17 protein-coding genes, 1 tRNA gene and 2 pseudogenes are annotated in these 17,374 nt (G+C 59.0%); 10 read left to right on the top strand and 10 right to left on the bottom strand.

The genetic code is table 11. The annotated features are described in order from the left end of the window. Window positions 1-77: 77 nt before the first annotated feature. The 3 genes and pseudogenes from IB265_RS18795 to IB265_RS37785 all read left to right on the top strand — a co-directional run. Window positions 78-1,361 carry an FAD-binding oxidoreductase gene (locus IB265_RS18795; RefSeq protein WP_113737324.1) on the top strand — a complete coding sequence of 428 codons (1,284 nt, stop codon included), beginning with the start codon at window positions 78-80 and terminating at the stop codon, window positions 1,359-1,361. 59 nt (window positions 1,362-1,420) lie between these two features. Beyond that, window positions 1,421-2,824 carry a serine hydrolase gene (locus IB265_RS18790; RefSeq protein ID WP_192495001.1) on the top strand — a complete coding sequence of 468 codons (1,404 nt, stop codon included), beginning with the start codon at window positions 1,421-1,423 and terminating at the stop codon, window positions 2,822-2,824. A gap of 348 nt (window positions 2,825-3,172) precedes the next feature. Further along, window positions 3,173-3,421 (top strand): annotated as a pseudogene (locus IB265_RS37785) (DUF1194 domain-containing protein); the annotation flags it as partial. 26 nt (window positions 3,422-3,447) lie between these two features. On the opposite strand, the gene IB265_RS18780 reads toward IB265_RS37785, so the two are convergent. Next, a tRNA-Ile gene (locus tag IB265_RS18780) sits at window positions 3,448-3,523 on the bottom strand. Window positions 3,524-3,656: 133 nt separating this feature from the next. On the opposite strand from IB265_RS18780, the gene IB265_RS18775 reads away from it, so the two are divergent. The 4 genes from IB265_RS18775 (at window position 3,657) to IB265_RS18760 (ending at window position 7,352) form a co-directional block, all read left to right on the top strand. After that, the gene (locus tag IB265_RS18775) at window positions 3,657-3,905 is read left to right on the top strand and encodes a CopG family ribbon-helix-helix protein (RefSeq protein ID WP_057248324.1); all 249 of its coding nucleotides are present in this window, start codon (window positions 3,657-3,659) and stop codon (window positions 3,903-3,905) included. Continuing rightward, entirely contained in the window at window positions 3,902-4,192 is a 291-nt protein-coding gene (locus IB265_RS18770; RefSeq protein WP_192494999.1) for a type II toxin-antitoxin system RelE/ParE family toxin, read from the top strand. The genes IB265_RS18775 and IB265_RS18770 overlap by 4 nt, the downstream gene beginning before the upstream one ends. A gap of 505 nt (window positions 4,193-4,697) precedes the next feature. Beyond that, window positions 4,698-5,207 (top strand): PTS sugar transporter subunit IIA, encoded by a 510-nt coding sequence (locus IB265_RS18765; protein ID WP_246805991.1) that lies wholly within the window; start codon window positions 4,698-4,700, stop codon window positions 5,205-5,207. Window positions 5,208-5,555: 348 nt separating this feature from the next. After that, window positions 5,556-7,352 carry a cation:proton antiporter gene (locus IB265_RS18760; protein ID WP_192494998.1) on the top strand — a complete coding sequence of 599 codons (1,797 nt, stop codon included), beginning with the start codon at window positions 5,556-5,558 and terminating at the stop codon, window positions 7,350-7,352. Between the two features lie 425 nt (window positions 7,353-7,777). Here the strand turns inward: IB265_RS18760 and IB265_RS18755 are convergent, their stop codons facing one another. The 3 genes from IB265_RS18755 to IB265_RS18750 form a co-directional block, all read right to left on the bottom strand. Then, window positions 7,778-8,740 carry a complex I NDUFA9 subunit family protein gene (locus IB265_RS18755; RefSeq protein WP_246805990.1) on the bottom strand — a complete coding sequence of 321 codons (963 nt, stop codon included), beginning with the start codon at window positions 8,738-8,740 and terminating at the stop codon, window positions 7,778-7,780. Between the two features lie 35 nt (window positions 8,741-8,775). Then, entirely contained in the window at window positions 8,776-8,991 is a 216-nt protein-coding gene (locus IB265_RS37585; RefSeq protein ID WP_082615726.1) for a hypothetical protein, read from the bottom strand. Between the two features lie 203 nt (window positions 8,992-9,194). Further along, window positions 9,195-9,398, bottom strand: a complete 204-nt coding sequence (locus tag IB265_RS18750) for a CsbD family protein (protein ID WP_057248312.1) — start codon at window positions 9,396-9,398, stop codon at window positions 9,195-9,197. A gap of 502 nt (window positions 9,399-9,900) precedes the next feature. Between IB265_RS18750 and IB265_RS18745 the strand changes: the two genes are divergently transcribed. Beyond that, window positions 9,901-10,401 carry a hypothetical protein gene (locus IB265_RS18745; RefSeq protein ID WP_192494997.1) on the top strand — a complete coding sequence of 167 codons (501 nt, stop codon included), beginning with the start codon at window positions 9,901-9,903 and terminating at the stop codon, window positions 10,399-10,401. A gap of 319 nt (window positions 10,402-10,720) precedes the next feature. On the opposite strand, the gene IB265_RS18740 is transcribed toward IB265_RS18745, so the two are convergent. Next, window positions 10,721-10,873: a hypothetical protein gene (locus tag IB265_RS18740; protein WP_192494996.1), complete on the bottom strand. Its 153-nt coding sequence runs from the start codon at window positions 10,871-10,873 to the stop codon at window positions 10,721-10,723. A gap of 461 nt (window positions 10,874-11,334) precedes the next feature. Between IB265_RS18740 and IB265_RS18735 the strand changes: the two genes are divergently transcribed. Together IB265_RS18735 and IB265_RS18730 are read left to right on the top strand one after the other, a co-directional pair. Further along, window positions 11,335-11,913, top strand: a complete 579-nt coding sequence (locus tag IB265_RS18735; RefSeq protein WP_192494995.1) for a TetR/AcrR family transcriptional regulator — start codon at window positions 11,335-11,337, stop codon at window positions 11,911-11,913. 51 nt (window positions 11,914-11,964) lie between these two features. Continuing rightward, window positions 11,965-12,894: a DMT family transporter gene (locus IB265_RS18730; protein ID WP_192494994.1), complete on the top strand. Its 930-nt coding sequence runs from the start codon at window positions 11,965-11,967 to the stop codon at window positions 12,892-12,894. Window positions 12,895-13,251: 357 nt separating this feature from the next. Here the strand turns inward: IB265_RS18730 and IB265_RS18725 are convergent. The 5 genes and pseudogenes from IB265_RS18725 to IB265_RS18705 all read right to left on the bottom strand — a co-directional run. After that, window positions 13,252-13,428: pseudogene (locus IB265_RS18725) on the bottom strand (IS30 family transposase); the annotation flags it as partial. 6 nt (window positions 13,429-13,434) lie between these two features. Then, window positions 13,435-14,388, bottom strand: coding sequence for a carbohydrate kinase family protein (locus IB265_RS18720; protein ID WP_192494993.1), 954 nt, complete (start codon window positions 14,386-14,388; stop codon window positions 13,435-13,437). Window positions 14,389-14,396: 8 nt separating this feature from the next. After that, window positions 14,397-15,608 (bottom strand): PLP-dependent aspartate aminotransferase family protein, encoded by a 1,212-nt coding sequence (locus tag IB265_RS18715; RefSeq protein WP_057248308.1) that lies wholly within the window; start codon window positions 15,606-15,608, stop codon window positions 14,397-14,399. Between the two features lie 20 nt (window positions 15,609-15,628). Then, on the bottom strand, window positions 15,629-16,465 hold the full coding sequence (locus IB265_RS18710; protein WP_112995286.1) for a carbohydrate ABC transporter permease: 837 nt from the start codon (window positions 16,463-16,465) through the stop codon (window positions 15,629-15,631). Beyond that, window positions 16,462-17,355 (bottom strand): carbohydrate ABC transporter permease, encoded by an 894-nt coding sequence (locus IB265_RS18705; RefSeq protein ID WP_057248306.1) that lies wholly within the window; start codon window positions 17,353-17,355, stop codon window positions 16,462-16,464. Before IB265_RS18705 ends, IB265_RS18710 begins: the two co-directional genes overlap by 4 nt. Between the last annotated feature and the right edge of the window lie 19 nt (window positions 17,356-17,374).

The raw sequence follows: 17,374 nt of genomic DNA, 5'->3' as shown, positions 1-17,374 counted from the left end.
TCATGCGGAGCGCCCTGTGTTGTTCGACTGGCTTGAAAACCGAACTGAGCGTTCCTCGGAACGCCAAAGTGAAAACAATGTTTACTACGGAGCATGGCGTGATTGTTAAATCTGCCGCACAGCAATCAGACGTTATCGTACTCGGCGCTGGGATCGTCGGGGTGTGCATCGCACTGCATCTACAAAAGCGTGGCAAGTCAGTAGTTCTGGTCGACCGGAAGGAGCCGGGGGAGGAGACGAGTTACGGGAACGCGGGGTTGATCGAATGCTCGAGTGTGATGCCTTACGGGGCGCCGCGAGAGCTTGGGACCTTGCTACGGTATGGCTTGAACCGTTCGGCAGACGTGCGTTTCGACTGGTCGTATTTGCCCCAAATCGCACCATGGCTCTGGAGGTTCTGGCGCGAGTCCGCTCCAAATCGGTTGATGAAGGCGGCGTCGGACATGTGGCCGCTGATCAGCCGTTCCGTGGCGGAACATGAAGCGTTGGCGTCCGAAGCGGGCGTGACTTCCGAGTTACATCGTTCAGGTTGGATTGAAACCTTCCGGAAACCGGGGTCACTTGCAAAAGCCAAGGCAGCGGTCGGGGAGCTCGCTCCCTTTGGCGTCCGGTATGAAGTGCTCGACGCGGATTCGCTGAGGGAACGCGAGCCACATCTTTCGAACGAGTTCGTCGGAGGTGTCCATTGGCTCGATCCCGCAACGGTGCGTGATCCCGGAGGGCTGGTAAAAAGCTATGCGAAGACGTTATTCCAGCGGGGCGGTAAGTTCCACAAGGCAGACGCATCAAATCTCGTGAATGACGGGATTCGATGGCGCCTGAATCTGGAGAGCCAGAGTCTGTTCGCGCAGGAGGTGGTTGTTGCGCTGGGTCCTTGGTCGGACGATGTGGCGCGACGGTTCGGATATCGGCTGCCTTTTGTCGTTAAGCGAGGTTACCACGTCCACTACTCGGCAAAAGACGGCGCGATGCTAAACCACCCGGTATTCGACGCGGATGGAGGCTATGTCCTGTCGCCCATGCGCCAAGGCGTTAGATTGGCCACCGGAATTGAGTTCGCGCCCCGAGACAGTCGCCCGAATTTCTCCCAACTAGATTTTGTCGAACCGCTCGCTCGACGAACTTTTCCGCTCCAAGGCAGGATTGAATCGGAGCCATGGATGGGGTCCAGACCTTGTCTTCCTGACATGCGTCCGATCATTGGAAAAGCGCCACGACATAAGGGCTTATGGTTTGCATTTGGTCATAACCATCACGGTCTGACGTTGGGGCCGGTTACTGGACGGCTGTTGGCTGAAATGATGACGGGGCGGGTCTCTTTCACAGACCCGCGTCCCTACGCGATGGATCGGTTCTCTTAGCTCCCGAACCATGCCTTCCAACATCGATCGCGAATTCCAAACATGTAAAGAGGTATAGAATGTCCCCGTTGAATTGGATTGACGGAAGCCGTCTGAAATCGAGCGTATCAGACGCGATCGACACGTACGTTTTCGCTGAAATGAGTCGTCAACGGATTCCAGGGGTCGCACTTGGAATCTACAGGAGTGGCTCGATCGTCCTGGCGAAAGGGTATGGCAAGGCCAACATCGAACTCAACGTTCCAATGACGGCGGATAGCGTGCTGCAATCTGGGTCCGTCGGCAAATCATTCACAGCGACCGCGGTGATGATGCTGGTTGAGCGGGGCAGGATCCAATTGGACGACAGCATCAAGGACTATTTTCCAGAAGGACCGGATAGCTGGCAAGCAATCAAGATAGCCAATCTCCTTTCCCACACGTCCGGATTGGCAGCGTATGACAATCCGGAGCTTCAAGTCACCGATGGTCCGTTCGATATCAGGCGGGATTTCTCCGAAGACGAGTTGCTGGCAGCAATCGCAAGGCTGCCGCGCGATTTTGATCCGGGCGATGACTGGGCATACCAGAACACCAACTTCGTCCTGCTCGGCATTCTCATTGAAAGAGTTACAGGCCAATCCTACGGCGAATTCCTCGCGCAGAACATCTTCGGTCCGTTGGGGATGATGTCATCGAGAGTCATATCGGATCTCGATGTCGTTCCGAATAGGGCATCGGGTTACGAGATGGTCGGAGGAGTGCTTAGAAATCAACAATGGGTATCGCCCACCTTCAACTCGACGGCTGACGGTACGCTCTATTTTACTGTTCGCGATCTCGAGCAGTGGGAGCGGGCACTTTGTGGTGACACCCTCTTAAAAGCGGCCTCGCTAGAAAAGATGTGGACTCCTTATCCCTATGGCGGGAAGTCAGAGAAGGAAGGCTACGGATTTGGTTGGAGGATACAATACATAAACGGACGACGCGTGATTGGGCACAATGGGGCATGGCAGGGTTTCTCGACGTCATTCTCACGCTATGTGGACGATAAGCTAACAATTGTCGCCTTGTGCAACCTCGATGCTAATCATTGCAGCCCGGTTTCAATCGTCCGAGCCGTCGCCGGTATAATATCTCCTTGTCTTGAAATTCCTGAATGTCCGGCCGTAGTCGACGATCGAGAAGAGCTGACGGCATCCTACTGGGCGCAGTTCCGCAGCCTGATGAAAGGAGACGTTACGGGCAAGAAGACTAAAGCCGGCACATTCTCTGCTGAACAAATACGTGATCTGCAATGTGCGCTGCCACGACAATGGGACGAGAACTTTCCAGTTCTCGTTGAACGTACCGTCCAAAAGAAAAGTCTTCTTTCAGTGTATAAGATCGGTAACGTAAACGACAGGCGTTTGCTCAGTGTTTCGACTTTAGAAGCCGAAGGTGTTGTATCCTTCAGTGTCCTGGCAGACCCGGACAACAGATAGTTTGGGCGAAGTCGATCTTAGTACATGGATGGCGTCCGGCCTCGTCGCGATCGGGCACGGTTGAGTGGCGCGTGCACTCACGGGGTGAAGAGTTGGCTTAACTTCAATTGAAGTTCGCGGGCCTGCGGTATGGAGCCGCCGGTTTTGCAGCGTTCGCAAGACATGGCATTCGTTCGGTAGCGACAGAGCCGGCACGACCATCATTTGGACACCGGGTGGCTCATTTCTTCCAGATTTGGAATGTGCCTCCGCGCGCGCGTGGGCAGAGAGTTCTTTCAAGCCGCGCCAACTCCCCGACAGGCGACGGAGCCGGGGCCATTCGGCCTTGGGCCTTGCATGTGACGGCCGATGGCCGGTTTTTGCAGTTGGAGAGCATGGGATCAAGCGCACCCATCCCGCGAGGCAGCATTGCGGGCCACCGCCTCACCTGCGGACGTCGACTTGGAACTCGTGCTAGCGGTCGACACGTCGGGCTCCATGGACATAGGGAAGCGCGCGTGCAGCGCCTCGGCTATCTGGAACGCTCCGACACCCGGAATTCACCAACGCCGTCAAAGGCAGGGCCGCATTGCCGTCGGCTATTTTGAATGGAAAGGCGCATACGTAAAGAGCTAAGTATGGTGTGGTAGGCCCGGCAGGACTCGAACCTGCAACCAGTCGGTCATGCGCCGACGGCTCTAACCATTGAGCTACAGGCCCCACCAGGACGTTTCTAAGCACAGAAAAACCGATGGATCAGCCGCGTAGCGGATGCTTTGAAGAAGTGTCTTGAACCTTGACGCACCAGTGCGGTTCATCGATAATCAAGGTGAACCAAGGAAGGTGAGATCCCATGACCGCTGCGTTTACCGTGCGTATAAAAGATGAAACCGCGAGCAAGCTGGATCAGCTCGCTGAGAAGCTGGATCGGTCCCGCTCTTATATGGCTGCAGCGGCCATCGAAGCTTTCGTTGAGCAGCAGGAATGGCAGCTTGCCGAGATTGAAGCCGGGTTGACCGAGGCCGACCGGGGTGAGTTCGCCAGCGATGAAGATGTGGCGAAAGTCGTCAGGAAGTACGTCAAGTCTGCCCGCCAATCATGAGTCGGAAGCGTATTCGTTGGACGCTGCGGGCGTTGCGGCGACTTGATGAGATCGGCGCGTATATCGAGAAAGACGATCCGGATGCGGCGGCTCGCGTCGTGGCGCGGATTGTCACTGCCGTGGATGCGTTAGCGGAGTACCCTGCCAGTGGGCGGCCTGGTCGTATCAAGAGCACGCGCGAGCTCGTGCTGGCCGACATTCCCTACATCATCCCCTACCGCATAAGTCGAGACGTCGAGATCCTCACCGTCGTGCACGCTCACCAGCAATGGCCGCAGGTTCTCTAGTCACGACCAACAAAACGCGTCGGCGCGATGAGCGATGATCCGCTCATCAGCCTGCCCGTTACGGCAACGTGACCTATTCCCGGCTTCGTCCGAAAAGCACGGCGCTCATGCTACCCCACTCCCCGGGACATCATCACTGCTAGTCAAAATCAGACGGGAAGTGCAGGTTTTCGACGGAAAACTGGAAGCGATCAGCCCAATCTTGGTTTCCAGTTGCGAATGATTCACATGACGATTGTGCCACGTTTGTTCCCGTTCTGTGCGTTCAGGATCGCACAATGTATCGACTGGCACCCGCTTCCACGTGTCTGGCCGCGATTGAGCGTCGGTCGTTTGGCGACCAATAATACTTCTTGAGGACGGTCGTCCCCGCTCCGAAAGACTATTGGGCGTTTGCTGCGACGTCGCTTGAAATCGGAGGCACAAGGCACCAGTTCAAAATTGGGCAATATGGAGTGAAACCAGCGCGATCTTTGCCGGCCAGAGAGAAGCGGGGGAGGAGAAAATGAATGATGAAAAACTCGGCTTCGAAGATGATTTGATGCTCGGCGTGCCGGCGGGGGGCGGGCGGGCGGTTCTCCAGGCCATTTCGTCTCACCTAGCGCAACGCACTCGCGTCCCAGCCAGTGTCATTCTCGACGGCCTGCTCGAGCGGGAGGCTCTTGGTTCGACGGGTTTCGGGGAAGGCTTTGCCCTACCGCACGCGTTTATTCTGGGATTGATAACTCCGGCTAAAGTGCTTGTTACCCTGCGCGAACCAATCGAGTTCAACGCACCCGACGACGAGCCAGTCGATATCTTTCTCGCGGTGATATGGCCTTACGGGCAACATGAAGGTTTCTTGCAATACCTCTCCAAGCTTTGTCGTGTCTTTCGCTCAAAGAAGTTGTTGGCGGCCCTGCGAGGGGTACGATCTGAAACAGAGGCTTTAATCGTGCTTTCGGCGGCCGTTTGCACAACTGCTCCGAGTGCACAAAGCTCTGTCACAGCCTCATATGGCCCGCTCCTGCGGTAGTTCGATGCCCTAAATCGCGTGATTGGCGCGTTCGGTCGTCGCTTCGTGCCGAGTCTTGGCTGGCTCGGCATACGTTACAAAGCCTGTTCTCCCGTTTCCAGCGCCGTTAGCCATCTAGGCATTGGTTCCCGGCGCGGTTCGGGAAGGCATACGAACCTGCTAACAGTGCGAAGCCGTCCGTGCATGAAAATACGGAACTGTCGTCGCCACCAGCCACAAAAGCGAGGGTACCACTCCCGGGACATTCCTCTGAAAATGAGAGTAGGATCCTTCAGGGGAGAAAAGAGATGCCAGTCGGCTTGGTACACTATGCGCCCGTCACTCTGAACCAAGGGTTGTGAGCTATCGATGATGCCAGGACCAGAAAATTACAAGGAGCTTCTGCTTTTTCTAACGACGGCAGGCGTTATCGTGCCACTGTTTGGGCGATTGAAACTGAGCCCGGTTTTTGGCTTTCTCGCAGCCGGCATCTTGCTTGGTCCCTTCGGTCTTGGAGCGCTCGTAGGAGATTGGCCGTGGCTCTCCGCAATCTCAATCACCGACGTTGGACAGATCGCGCTTCTTGCGGAATTCGGCGTGGCATTCCTGCTTTTTATGATCGCGCTCGAGCTGTCGTGGAGCCGTCTTCTGTTAATGCGCAAGTTCGTCTTCGGATTGGGCGGCCTTCAGGTTCTCACCTCGACAGCCGTCCTCGCGGCCATCGCGGGCTTGCTGGGCCAAACTCCGGCTTCAGCGGTGGTGCTTGGCAGTGCGCTCGCCATGTCGTCGACGGCGATCATTCTACCGTCGCTTGTTGAGCGCAAACTGCTGAACACAACCGTTGGGCGGGCAAGTTTCGCCGTACTGCTCTTCCAGGATCTCGCCGTGGCGCCTCTCCTGTTCATGGTGACGATTTTGGGCTCGCGCGAAGGGACGGGGCTCGGCGCCGGCCTGTTGTATGCTCTGGCGCCTGCCGCAGTGGCGCTTTTCGCGATGGCCGGCATCGGTCGCCTCATCCTGCGACCTTTGTTCAAACTGGTCGCGACAACAAAGAGTAACGAATTGTTCGTCGCTGCATGCCTCTTGGTCGTAATCGGTTCTGGCCTAATCACAGCCCTCAGTGGTCAGTCGATGGCGCTCGGCGCTTTCGTTGCAGGTCTCTTGCTCGCTGAAACCGAGTATCGTCGTCAGATCGAGGTTACCATCCAGCCCTTCCAGGGGCTTTTGCTTGGCCTCTTCTTCGTATCCGTTGGAGCTCGTCTGGATCTTTCCGAGATCATTGCCAACCCGGTCGTCACAGTCGGCGTCGCGATCGGGCTGTTTGCCATAAAAGCTCTGACCCTCTTTCCGATCGCGCGCCTGTCAGGACTGACGACCCGCCATGCCGGCGAAGTCGCACTTGTGCTAGGACCTGGCGGCGAGTTCGCATTAATCCTTATCGGCGCTGCTGTGGCAGGCAATGTTGTCCCTGGTGCCGTTGCCGCCACTGCCACAGTCGCGGCAACCTTGACGATGATCGGCGTTCCCTTGCTGGTGCGCCTGCTGGGCCGCGATAGGGCATATGCCGGGACGGCTGATCCTTCGTTTGCAGGACTAACGCCCCAGCATGATGACGGCTTAGAGCGTGTGATCGTCGTCGGCTATGGACGTGTCGGGCAACTGGTCGCGGAGATGCTCACGCGACATGGGTTGAGGTTCCTGGCAATCGACGCCGATCCAGTGCTTGTCGGCAAGGAGCGAGGGCGCGGTTGTACGATCTATTATGGCGATGCCACACGAATCGAGTTGCTTCGACGCTGCGGAATCCAGAGTGCTCGCGCACTTGTTGTAACCTTGGATAACGCAGAGGCTGTGGCCTCGATCGTCTCCTCTGCAAGATCCGAGCGGGCGGATCTCACTATTGTCGCCCGCGCACGGGATGCGGTGCACGCAACTGAGTTATACGAACTCAAAGTGACGGATGCGGTGCCAGAGACCATCGAAGCCAGCCTCCAACTGTCGCAGGCGGTGCTCGTTGGCATCGGCATTCCGATGGGCCCAGTGATAGCATCCATTCATGAGCGACGGGATGAGTTTCGCAAGATGCTACAGCCAGCGGACGGTTCGAACAGGGAACGGCATGCGATCCGGCCGCGAAGTCGAAGTGAGTCAAAATCACTCCGATAAGCATGAGAAACGTGCGGAGGCATGCCGCAGTCGGGCCACAGTTTTACGGCGAGGGCATCTGATGCACCATGACTTTGTCGCCCGCCGGACACAATCCGAGATCGATGGCACTAATGCTGTCCTCGGCGAATGGTTCCCGCGCCAAGCTGGTTTCCGACCGACCTTCCTAAAGGTAACACTGGGCTTTTTTGATGAATTCTTGGTCCGTTAGGGCTGCACGGTGACGGCCTCAAGGCGCGCGATCGGTGAGAGCGTCGGCTCCCTCCTGCTCGACACCATGCCCGATAATCCTAACGCCGCAATGCGGGAAAGTCGGAGCGAGTTTCTGGATGGCGCATTCGAAACTCCGCACAGGTCGCATCTGGCCATGGCTGTAGTCCTCCTGTTCAGTCCGACGAACCGTACGAGCGGCGATCGGTTCCGGCTCAAGTCTCGTGCATTCGGATGACGTCCTCGATGCCGCGCGATTGGATGCCCAGTTCTTCCAGGCCCGGCAGATCAACTGCCGCGACATTGTCACGACGCATGAGGTCGACTTGGTTGCGCGTCAGAGACACGGCCGGAAGAAACTCCGCAGCAGTCGCCAACATGCTCCACATCGCGAAAGGCACCGGCACCAGCCTGATCCGCGTCTCGAGCTGAGTGGCGATTTCCTGGACGAGTTCCCGATAGGCATAGATGCGCGGACCGGCGCACTCGAAGATCGAAGCACGCGTGGCATTCTGCCCCGCGGCCAAGCGGCTCACGGCCTCCGCCACGTCCTCGACATGAACCGGTTGCAAGCGAGTGCGGCCGTCGCCGAACAGCGGATAAATCGGGAGGATGCGTACCAGCCTCGCGATCGTTGTGATGAATGTGTCACCGGGGCCGGCCATGACAGCGGGACGGACGATGATCGCGCCTGGAAATGCCGCCTTCACAACCTCCTCGCCGCGGCCCCGGGCGCGGATGTAGTTAGAACGGGACTGCGGATCCGAGCCGATGCCCGAAATCTGGACGAACCTCTCGGCGCCGGCATCGCGCGATGCGGTCGCCAGATCGGTCGCAGCTTTGACATGGACGCGCTCGAAGGTCTGCTCACCGCGCTCAACATAGAGGCTGACCGCATTCACCACCGCGCGAGATCCCACCACGGCAGCGGCGATCGAGGATGGATCTAGTATGTCCGCCTCGATCTGCTGAGATGGCCACTTGCCGGATGCGCCGCCCGAAATCTTGTGCGGATGACGCGAGGCGGCACGAACATCGACAGCCTTGTCGAGAAGCCTGCTTACGATCCGCTGTCCAAGGAACCCCGTTCCGCCGAACACCGTCACAATGTTCTCGTGGTCAGTCATCGTGCTCTTAAGGCTCTCCTGGTTAGCGACGGCCGTCGCGTTCTTGATCAATCATTCCTTTCCGTGAAATGCTGCAGGCGACGTGTTCACCCTGGACTATTGCCGCTCTTCTTGTGGTGTCTGCTTTCCTGATTTTCGCCTCTCACGATTTTGCGTTCATTGTCTTCACACGCATCTGCATGCGCCGTGCCCAGGTCCTGTCCATCGCCCTGGGCCTTACGCAGCGCGTCGGAGCGCTTGAGGTCCGCCTCGGCATTGAAATCCTTGCCCGCGTTCGAAGTCTTCTCGCGGCCCTGAATTATGTGCTGCTGCTTGTCCTATTTGTTCAACGACCGCGATGGCCAGGAATCGCTCCGCCCTTGGTTCGTCGCATCGTTCGCCACATCGCCCTTAAGGGTATTGTCTCCGGGTTCCGCCTTGAGGGGCGGCGACCGGGTTGTCGTGCGGTTTCCAGTGCCGCCCCACGTGGCGGTAGCTAAGGAGGACATGTGGAGTGCGGTGTGGGCTACCACGTCTGTTGCGAATACCAATCGTCGATATCCTGGCGCACGCGATCCTTCTCAATCCCATACCGCTCTTGGATCTTGCCTTCGAGTTGGTCGCGCCTCCCAGCAATTTCATCCAAATCGTCGTCCGTCAGACGCCCCCATTGTTCCTTGATCATACCCTTTACCTGCTTCCAGTTGCCTTCAACACGATCCCAGTCCATTGTGAGTCTCCTCTAACTTTTCAAAGAGGGCCTAGCGGCTCTCTTTAGAGCCCGCACTCCAACCGCCGTGGTGACGCTTAGTTCCGGGAATTTTCGCGGTCAGAACGCGTTCTTGATAGCCGACGCATGCCCCCGCGGATCGCGGCTTAGCTCCATCGATAGGTCCCGCCGATTGGAGTCTTTCACGCAACGCCGCCCTCCGTCCCCGCTCCCGGAGGGCCATTTCTTTTCCTGACCCCAGGAGGAAAGTACGGCGACCGCGATCCTCTGAAATTGGAGATCCATCGACTACCTCCGGTCGATCGGCAGGTTCGCCGACATCAACTGGCCGATTACACGGCACTAACACGACGCCAGTAACCGCGGACCCGCTGCAGGCTACCTCGCGCGTGCTTTGTTTTGTCCATGGATTGGCGCATACTGCGCCATCGCTGGGCGGTTGCTACGGGCCCCGGCGGCTGGAAGATCATCGCGCTTTCGCCCCAACTCCGGAGGTCGCGCGATGTACCTCGCGACGAACCAAACGGTCCTTCTCCCTCACGAAATGAATCAAATCGAACAGATCTTCGGAGAAGTCCTGCGCGAACGCGGATTGACTCGGCAGTGCAAGTCGGCCGAAGCGATCGCAAAACGACTTATGGATCTTTACCTAAGCGGCGTCCGCGAGAGCGTTGCTCTCAGGTACCTGGCCTATCTCGACGAGCCGGTAGCAAGTCGCCCCTGGCAGAACGCGCGCCCACTCGTCGAGGAGGTCTCAATGCTGCATATTTCACGAGAGAAGGGCGCTCAGATCAGCCCGGATGAGCTCGACATGCTTCAACGGACCTTCGATCGAGTATGCATCTGGTGCAGTATCCCGCGCTACGGCAAGCGCGCCGATCGGCTAGCCCGGCATATCACCGATCAATTCCGCAAGGGATTGAGCGACGAGGCAGCGCTTTTCGAGAACGCCATGTGGCTGGAGAAGAATACCGACGCCGCCCGATACCGCCCAGACGCGTAAACGCCACACCACCGCAACGGGGAACATTCTGCCTCGATAGCGGTTTTGATACCGCCAACGATCCACACCCCTGCGGATCAAGGCGGGGCTCCATTGTTCTGTCCCCATTGGAGTGGAGCCCGTTGCAATGCATGCTTAGGCCCCGTCGACCACGGGGCCTAATTTTTGCAGATGGAGATGCAAGGTTTTCCAGCCACAGCCCCGTGATACGGGGCGTCAGCGGCCGGAGCGAGCCGTCTGGCGAGCGGAGCGGGCGGAGGCAACCCGCGCTATCCGATTGCGCCGAAGGGTTTGCCGGAGCCTGCGGAAAATCCGCTTTTTAGCTTTGGCCGCCTTCAATCACGCTGTCGAGATATTCTTCGACCCTACGTTCATGTTCCTCAAGCTTGCGCGCGCCATCGTCTTCCCGGCGCTTGCGCCTTATCGTGATCGTGGCCTGCATAGCCCATTGGCATAACTTCGTACGCAACACCGGGCGCTCCTGGCACAGGTGCGGAGAAACGGGTTTTTCCCGTGCCGACGGTTCGGATCCCTTCAAGGCTAAAGGGATAGGAGACATCCGTGCTGCCGGCTTCCCGTCGTCGCGTGGAGAGTTCGCGTTGCTACCTATGATCTGAACGCCGAGGAGCGTCAGGGACGGATACTTGGCCAGTGTACCCCGAGCGTCTCAATTGGGGCCGAAAGCTGACCGTCCGCTTGTGCATGATGAGGCGAGTTAGCTGCCATTCGGCTGCAGATCAGGCGACGGCAGCACTCGACCCATTCGTGGCGGCAGTCATTACTCCTGAAACAGGACCTTCCGGGGCCGTCTTCACCATTGATTCTGCCGCAGAAGTGATGTGCAGCAATGTCGGTTTAGGCGGGCATAAAACTTGACGAATCTGTTACTTGAACTCATGGTACAGACCTGTCTCTATCATAATGAGGTGGCACATGCCGCGCCCGCGTGAACCTGCCAATAAACGCCAGCAGATCGTAGATACGGCTTACGCGCTGTTTTCGCGCTCCGGCTATCACGCGACCGGTACTGACCGGATCATCGCCGAGGCCGACGTGGCCAAGATGACGATGTACCGCAATTTCTCCTCCAAGGATGCCTTGATTGTCGAGGTGCTGAACCACCGCGCCGCTCGCTTTGACGCCCAGCTCGATTGTCTTGCGCAGCGCGCCTCGACCCCGCAGGAGAACATCGGCACAATCTTTGACTGGTACGAGCGATGGTTTCTGAGCGCCGATTTTCATGGTTGCCTGTTTGCCCATGCGCTTGCGGAGTTCGGTGAACCGGGACATCCGGTCTTCGATGCGGTGGTCGAGCACAAGAACAGCCTCAAGACCCGGCTTTTGAGCATTCTAGAGGCAGGGATGGACAAGGATCAGGCGGCATCAGCGTCGGATGCGATCTTTATGTTGCTCGAAGGAGCCACCCTGATGGCTCAGATGGGCCAGGGACAGAGCGCTATCCTCCACGCCCGTCAGGCAGCGTTCAGCCTGGTCGGCATTCCCGACGGATGAGCCCCGCGAGCGCGCGACTATCAGATACCTCCCGTTTCGAAAGTCCATCATTTGCGCCTCGAAGGAACTCCCCTCGGCATCACGTTGATCGTGACCTCGGTCTTCATGCTCGCCTTCGGCGATGCGGTCGTCAAACAGAGTAATGCCGACTTCTCGCTGTGGCAGCTTTTCGTCGCACGTGGACTTGTCACCGTTCCTCTGCTGTTTGGCGTCGCCAGAATCCTGGCTCCTGCTTCGCCGCTATGGCCGAAGGCCGCGGGCTGGGTATTTGTGCGCAGCATGCTGATCGTGCTGATGTGGATTGCCTATTACGCCGCCCTCCCGTTCATGAGCCTGTCAGTGGCGGCCACGGCACTCTACACAACCCCACTGTTTATCGCTCTCTTTTCCGCCGCCCTCATTCGCGAACCTGTCGGCGTCCGGAAGTGGCTGGGAATCCTGCTCGGCTTTATCGGCGTGCTCGTCATTCTGCGCCCGGCGGCCGATGACTTCTCCGCAGTTGCGCTGCTACCGATCCTTGCTGCCATCTTTTATGCCCTCGCAGCAGTCATAACCCGAAGCAAATGCGCTGATGAGGACCCCTTGAGCGTCGCGATGAGCCTCAACCTGTGCCTCGTCATATCGGGCGCTCTGGGCCTCGGAGGTCTCATGTTCGTTCCGACCGCGGGCGACCTGGCCTTCCCGTTCCTACAAAGCCCGTGGATGGCGATGAGCAATGGGACATGGGCCATCATTGTGCTGCTGGGAATCTTGTTGGTCGCCGAGAGCATCGGGGTAGCAAAGGCCTATCAGATCGCTCCGGCAGCGATCATCGGAGCATTTGATTACAGCTATCTGGTGTTCGCCGTATTCTGGAGCTTCGTCTTTTTTGCTGACACTCCGGACATGCTCACGATCCTGGGAATTGGCTTCATCCTCGCGGCTGGATGGTTCGTTGTATGGAGGCCGCCCCTCAAACAAGCAAATTGCTTGAGTCCCTGATATCGAAGGGGAATCTTTTTCGCAAAACTCGGCGTTTTGCAGACGACTTTTGCGACAGTCAATCTCTAGACTGAATGTCGGTGATGGCGCACTCGCTGCAAGAAGTAGACAGTCGCCTTCCCACCCCAAGCTGGACGTTCAGCACACATAAGCCGAGCAGCAGCTTTGAGGAAACCGTGCGACCCGCGTGAGCGGCTGGAGGGGCGCGCAAACCTGCCATTCCCGCGCAACGAATTGACAGTGCGCTTCGGGTCGGAGAGAGCCCTTCTTCACAAGCCCTGCGTTTTGCTGTTCTGCGGATGTTTATGTTCGGGAGATCCTAACTGAAGTGCATCACGCCGGTTTTAGGGTAGGGGTTCAGCTTCCATCTTGCAAATGTGCCCGGAACACTTCGGCCGGCGTCCTGTAGTCGAGGCACTTTCTCGGCTGGTCGTTGAGATGGCGAGCAAGTTGGATGAGCTTGCGTTGCGACACTGCCGCAAGATCTGTATCGCCTGGCATGAAGCGGCGGATGCGCTTGTTGGCGTTCTCCACGAAAGGCTATGTGGCCGGGTTCTCGACCTTCTCTAGAAAGGCGAAGACCTCGTCTCGAGAGGGCATGGCCCGCCCGGCGCCCTTGCGCGTGACGGCGAGCGCGCCGTAGGCATTGGCGAGACGGCAGCAATCGGGGCCGGACAGGCCCGTGACGCGGCCATGGATATGGCCAGCGGCGAAGGCGTCTCCCGCGCCGATCGTATCGACCACTTCCACGGGGAACCACGGCGCGCTGTCCGTGCTGCCGACCTGATAGAGGACGGATGCCGTTCCGCCGGATCCCTTCACCGCCACCCGACGGACGCCGCTCTCCAGCAGCATTCCGATGAGTTTTTTCTCGTCCGTTTCTTTCGGTTGTTCCAAAAGACCAGGGAGATCGGCGCTGCCGAGCACGATCGTGTCGATCCGGGGAAGGAGCGCCCTTACTTGCGCAGCGATGGCGGCAACCACGCCGCCGGGAATGTCGAGGGTGACGTAGATGTCCGCACCGACGGCAAGGTCTATGGCGGCGAGGGCTGCTTCCGTCTGGCGCGGTTGGAGCAGGGCGTAGCCGGAAAGATGGAACAGCTGAGCGTCGGCAAGGGCTGCCGGATCGACATCTGCGGCCGAAAGCCGTGCATTTGCGCCGCGGTAGGCGAACATCGTACGCTCGCCGGCAGGGCTGACGGTGATGACGTTGATCTGGGTCGGCTCCCGGTCGTCGCGGCCGATCCAGCGCGTGGAAATGCCGGTGGCGGTAAGCTCGGACAATGCCTCGTGGCCCCAGGAGTCGACACCCACCCTGCCGATAAAGCGGCAATCGTGCCCGGCTTTGGCAAGTGCGATGGCAGTGTTCGTCGCCGAACCGCCGATCATCGCCGTCTGGCCGGTAGCGATCGCCTCGCCACCCTCGCCCGGATAGGCGGGAATGGCGAGCACGAGATCGATGTTGATATCGCCGAGAAGGACGATGGCGGCCATATCCCGCCTCACAGCTCTACGTGCATGAGGGCGATGGCCTGGTCGACGTCGGCGATGATGTCGTTGATGTGCTCGATGCCGACCGAGAAACGCACGAGGCCGTCAACGACGCCCATCGCCTCGCGTTCCTGGCTCGGAATATCGAGGAAGGCCATGGTGGCGGGCACCTGCGTGGTGGTGCGAAGGCCTCCGAGGCTGGCCGCGAACGAGCAGAGCTGCAGGCGCTTCAGAAGCCGCACGCCGCAGGCTTCGTCATCCACCTGGAAGGAGAGCATGGCGCCGCCGCCGATGAGCTGTTCCGAGGCAGAGGCATAATTCGGATGGGACGGCAGACCGGGATAGAAGACACGCTTGACGGCCGGATGGGCCTCCAGGTGTTTGGCGAGCGCCAGCGCGTTGGCGCACTGCTTTTCCAGGCGCAGCGCCAGTGTCTGCGCGCCGCGCAGCAAGAGCCAGGCGTTGAAGGGCGATAGCGGCGCGCCGAGCTTGTTTAGCGTGTTCCAGCGCACGTCCTCCAGCCAGTCCTTTGGCAGGATATCGGACTTCAGCGTAATGACGCCACCGACCGCATCGTTGTGGCCGCCGATGAACTTCGTTGCGCTTTCAACGACGACGTCGACGCCGAAATCATGCGGGCGGCAGACGGCGGGGGAGGCAAAGGTGTTGTCGCAAATGACGACGATGCCGCGCGCGTGAGCGATCTCGACAAGTTTCCTGAGCGGCGGAACCTTCATCGTCGGGTTGGCGATGGCCTCGACATAGAGGACCTTCGTCTCGGGCGTGAAGGCGTTTTCGACGGCGCGCACGTCCGAGCAGTCCACGAGGCTGACCTTGAGGCCGAAATCCTGGGCGCGGTGGTCGAAGAATTCGTGGGTTGAGGAATAGGTGGTGAGGTCGGCCACGATGTGATCGCCGGCCTTCAGGATGCCGAAAAGGGCGTGTGAGATTGCGGCCATGCCGGAGGCGGTTGCAAGGCATGCGGTTCCGCCGGTCAGCTGCGCGATATGCTCTTCGAGCTTGTACTCAGTCGGGTTGCCGCAGCGTGAATAGATGTTCACTTCCTTGCGCGCGCCGGCGACGATCTGGTCATAGATATCGCCGCCATACTGGAAATTCGCCGACATGTAGATCGGGTAACTGATCGACTGGGAATGCTCCTCCGGCTCGTAGAAGACGGCGCGGCTGGCAAATTCGAGGGATTTGGAAGAGGTGTCGGACATAGGCGTTTCTCCTGAAAAGATCATTCCTTCACGGCGCCGCCGATGAGCGCGGCCGTGATCTGGCGTTCGAAGAAGATGAAGAGGATGAGGGGCGCGATGGCGGCCAGCAGGATTGCCGCAAGCATGACCGGATAGTTGGTGACATGTTCGCCCACGAAATCGGTGAGGCCGACCGGCAGCGTCTTGCGGGCGGGATTGTTGATGAAGACGACCGGGAACAGGAAGTCGTTCCACACCCAGATCATGTTGACGATGCCGACCGTGAACATGGCGGGCCGGGCGATCGGCAGGGCGATGACACGGAAGATCATCCATTCGGAGGCGCCGTCGACGCGGCCGGCATCGAAAAGCTCGCGCGGCAGCGTGTTGAAGAACGCCTGCATGATGAAGATCGAAACCGGCACGTTGAAGGCGGCGGTCGGCAGGATGACGCCGAGATGTGTATCGAGCAAGCCTGCCGTGCGCAGCATTACCACCAGCGGCACCAGCGCGACATAGGCAGGGATGGCCATGGCCGCCGTCAGCGACAGCTCCACCGCCGGCATCCAGCGCGGACGGTAAATGGCAAGTGCATAGCCGGCGAGCGTCGAGACAAGCACCGTGATGATGGTCGCGCCAGCCATGATGATGAGCGAATTGACCGCGTAGCTTCCGAGTGCGCCGCCGCTCCAGGCGCCGATATAGGCATCGAAATTGAGGCTCGTCGGAAAGGACCAGACCGAGCGCATAAACTCCTTGTTGGTCTTGAACGTGCTGTAGATCATCCAGACGAAGGGGAAGATCACCATCAGCACATGCAAAGTGAGCACGATAAGCACGATCGTGCTTGTGCGGTTCCAGCGGCGGACGGCGCTCATGTGTCCCCCTTCCGGCGAAGGAAGCGGAAGACGACCCAGGCGGCAAGCGCTGTCAACGCCATCTGTACGAAGCCAATGGTTGCCGCATAGCCCATCTGGAAGCTGGCAAAACCCATCTTGTAGAGATAGGTGGAGACGACCTCGCTGGCGTGACTAGGGCCGCCATTGGTCAGGACGAAGACCAGCGAGAAGGTCTTCAGCGAGCCGATGATGGCGAGCAGCGAATTGGCGCGCACGGCGTCCCAAACCATGGGCACGGTTATCGAGAAGAACTTTCGCAAATCGCCCGCGCCGTCGAGCTCGGCGGCCTCGTAGACGCTTTCCGGTACGCTGCGCACGGCTGCGGTGAAGAGCAGCACATAGAGGCCGAGGTAAGTGAAGCTCATCACCACGACGACAGCGAGGAACGCGGTTTCGGATTCGCCCAGCCAGCCGCGCTTCAAGCTGTCGAGGCCGACGGCCTTGAGCGCCGCGTTCACCAGCCCGAAATAGGGGTTGTACATGAAGCGCCAGAGCAGTCCGATACAGATCTCGCTGACCATGACAGGCACGAGATAGAAGAACAGGAAGATGCGACTGAAGGCCGGGACGATGCGCACCAGGCAATAGGCGATGGCGAGCGCGAGAAAGACCTGGAAGACGATGGCGGAGAGGGCGACCAGGAGGTTGCGTCCGAGCGATGCCCAGAAAACGGGGTCGGCGGCAAGCTTCAGGAAGTTGCCGGCGCCGACGAAGACGGGGTCGGACGCTCCATCCCACTCGAACATCGACAGCCAGCCGGCATAGACCACCGGATAGGCGACAAAGGCGCACACGAAGATCAGGGCCGGCGCCAGGAAGAGCAGTGTCGCCCGATTGTGTCTTTTCGCTAGGCCGATGTCCGTGCTCATGATTCCGCCGGCGTCTGGA

This window comes from Ensifer sp. ENS10, assembly GCF_014852025.1.
Taxonomy (GTDB): domain Bacteria; phylum Pseudomonadota; class Alphaproteobacteria; order Rhizobiales; family Rhizobiaceae; genus Ensifer.
Note: the sequence above shows the minus strand (reverse complement) of the source record. Positions and strands in the feature narration are given on the sequence as shown.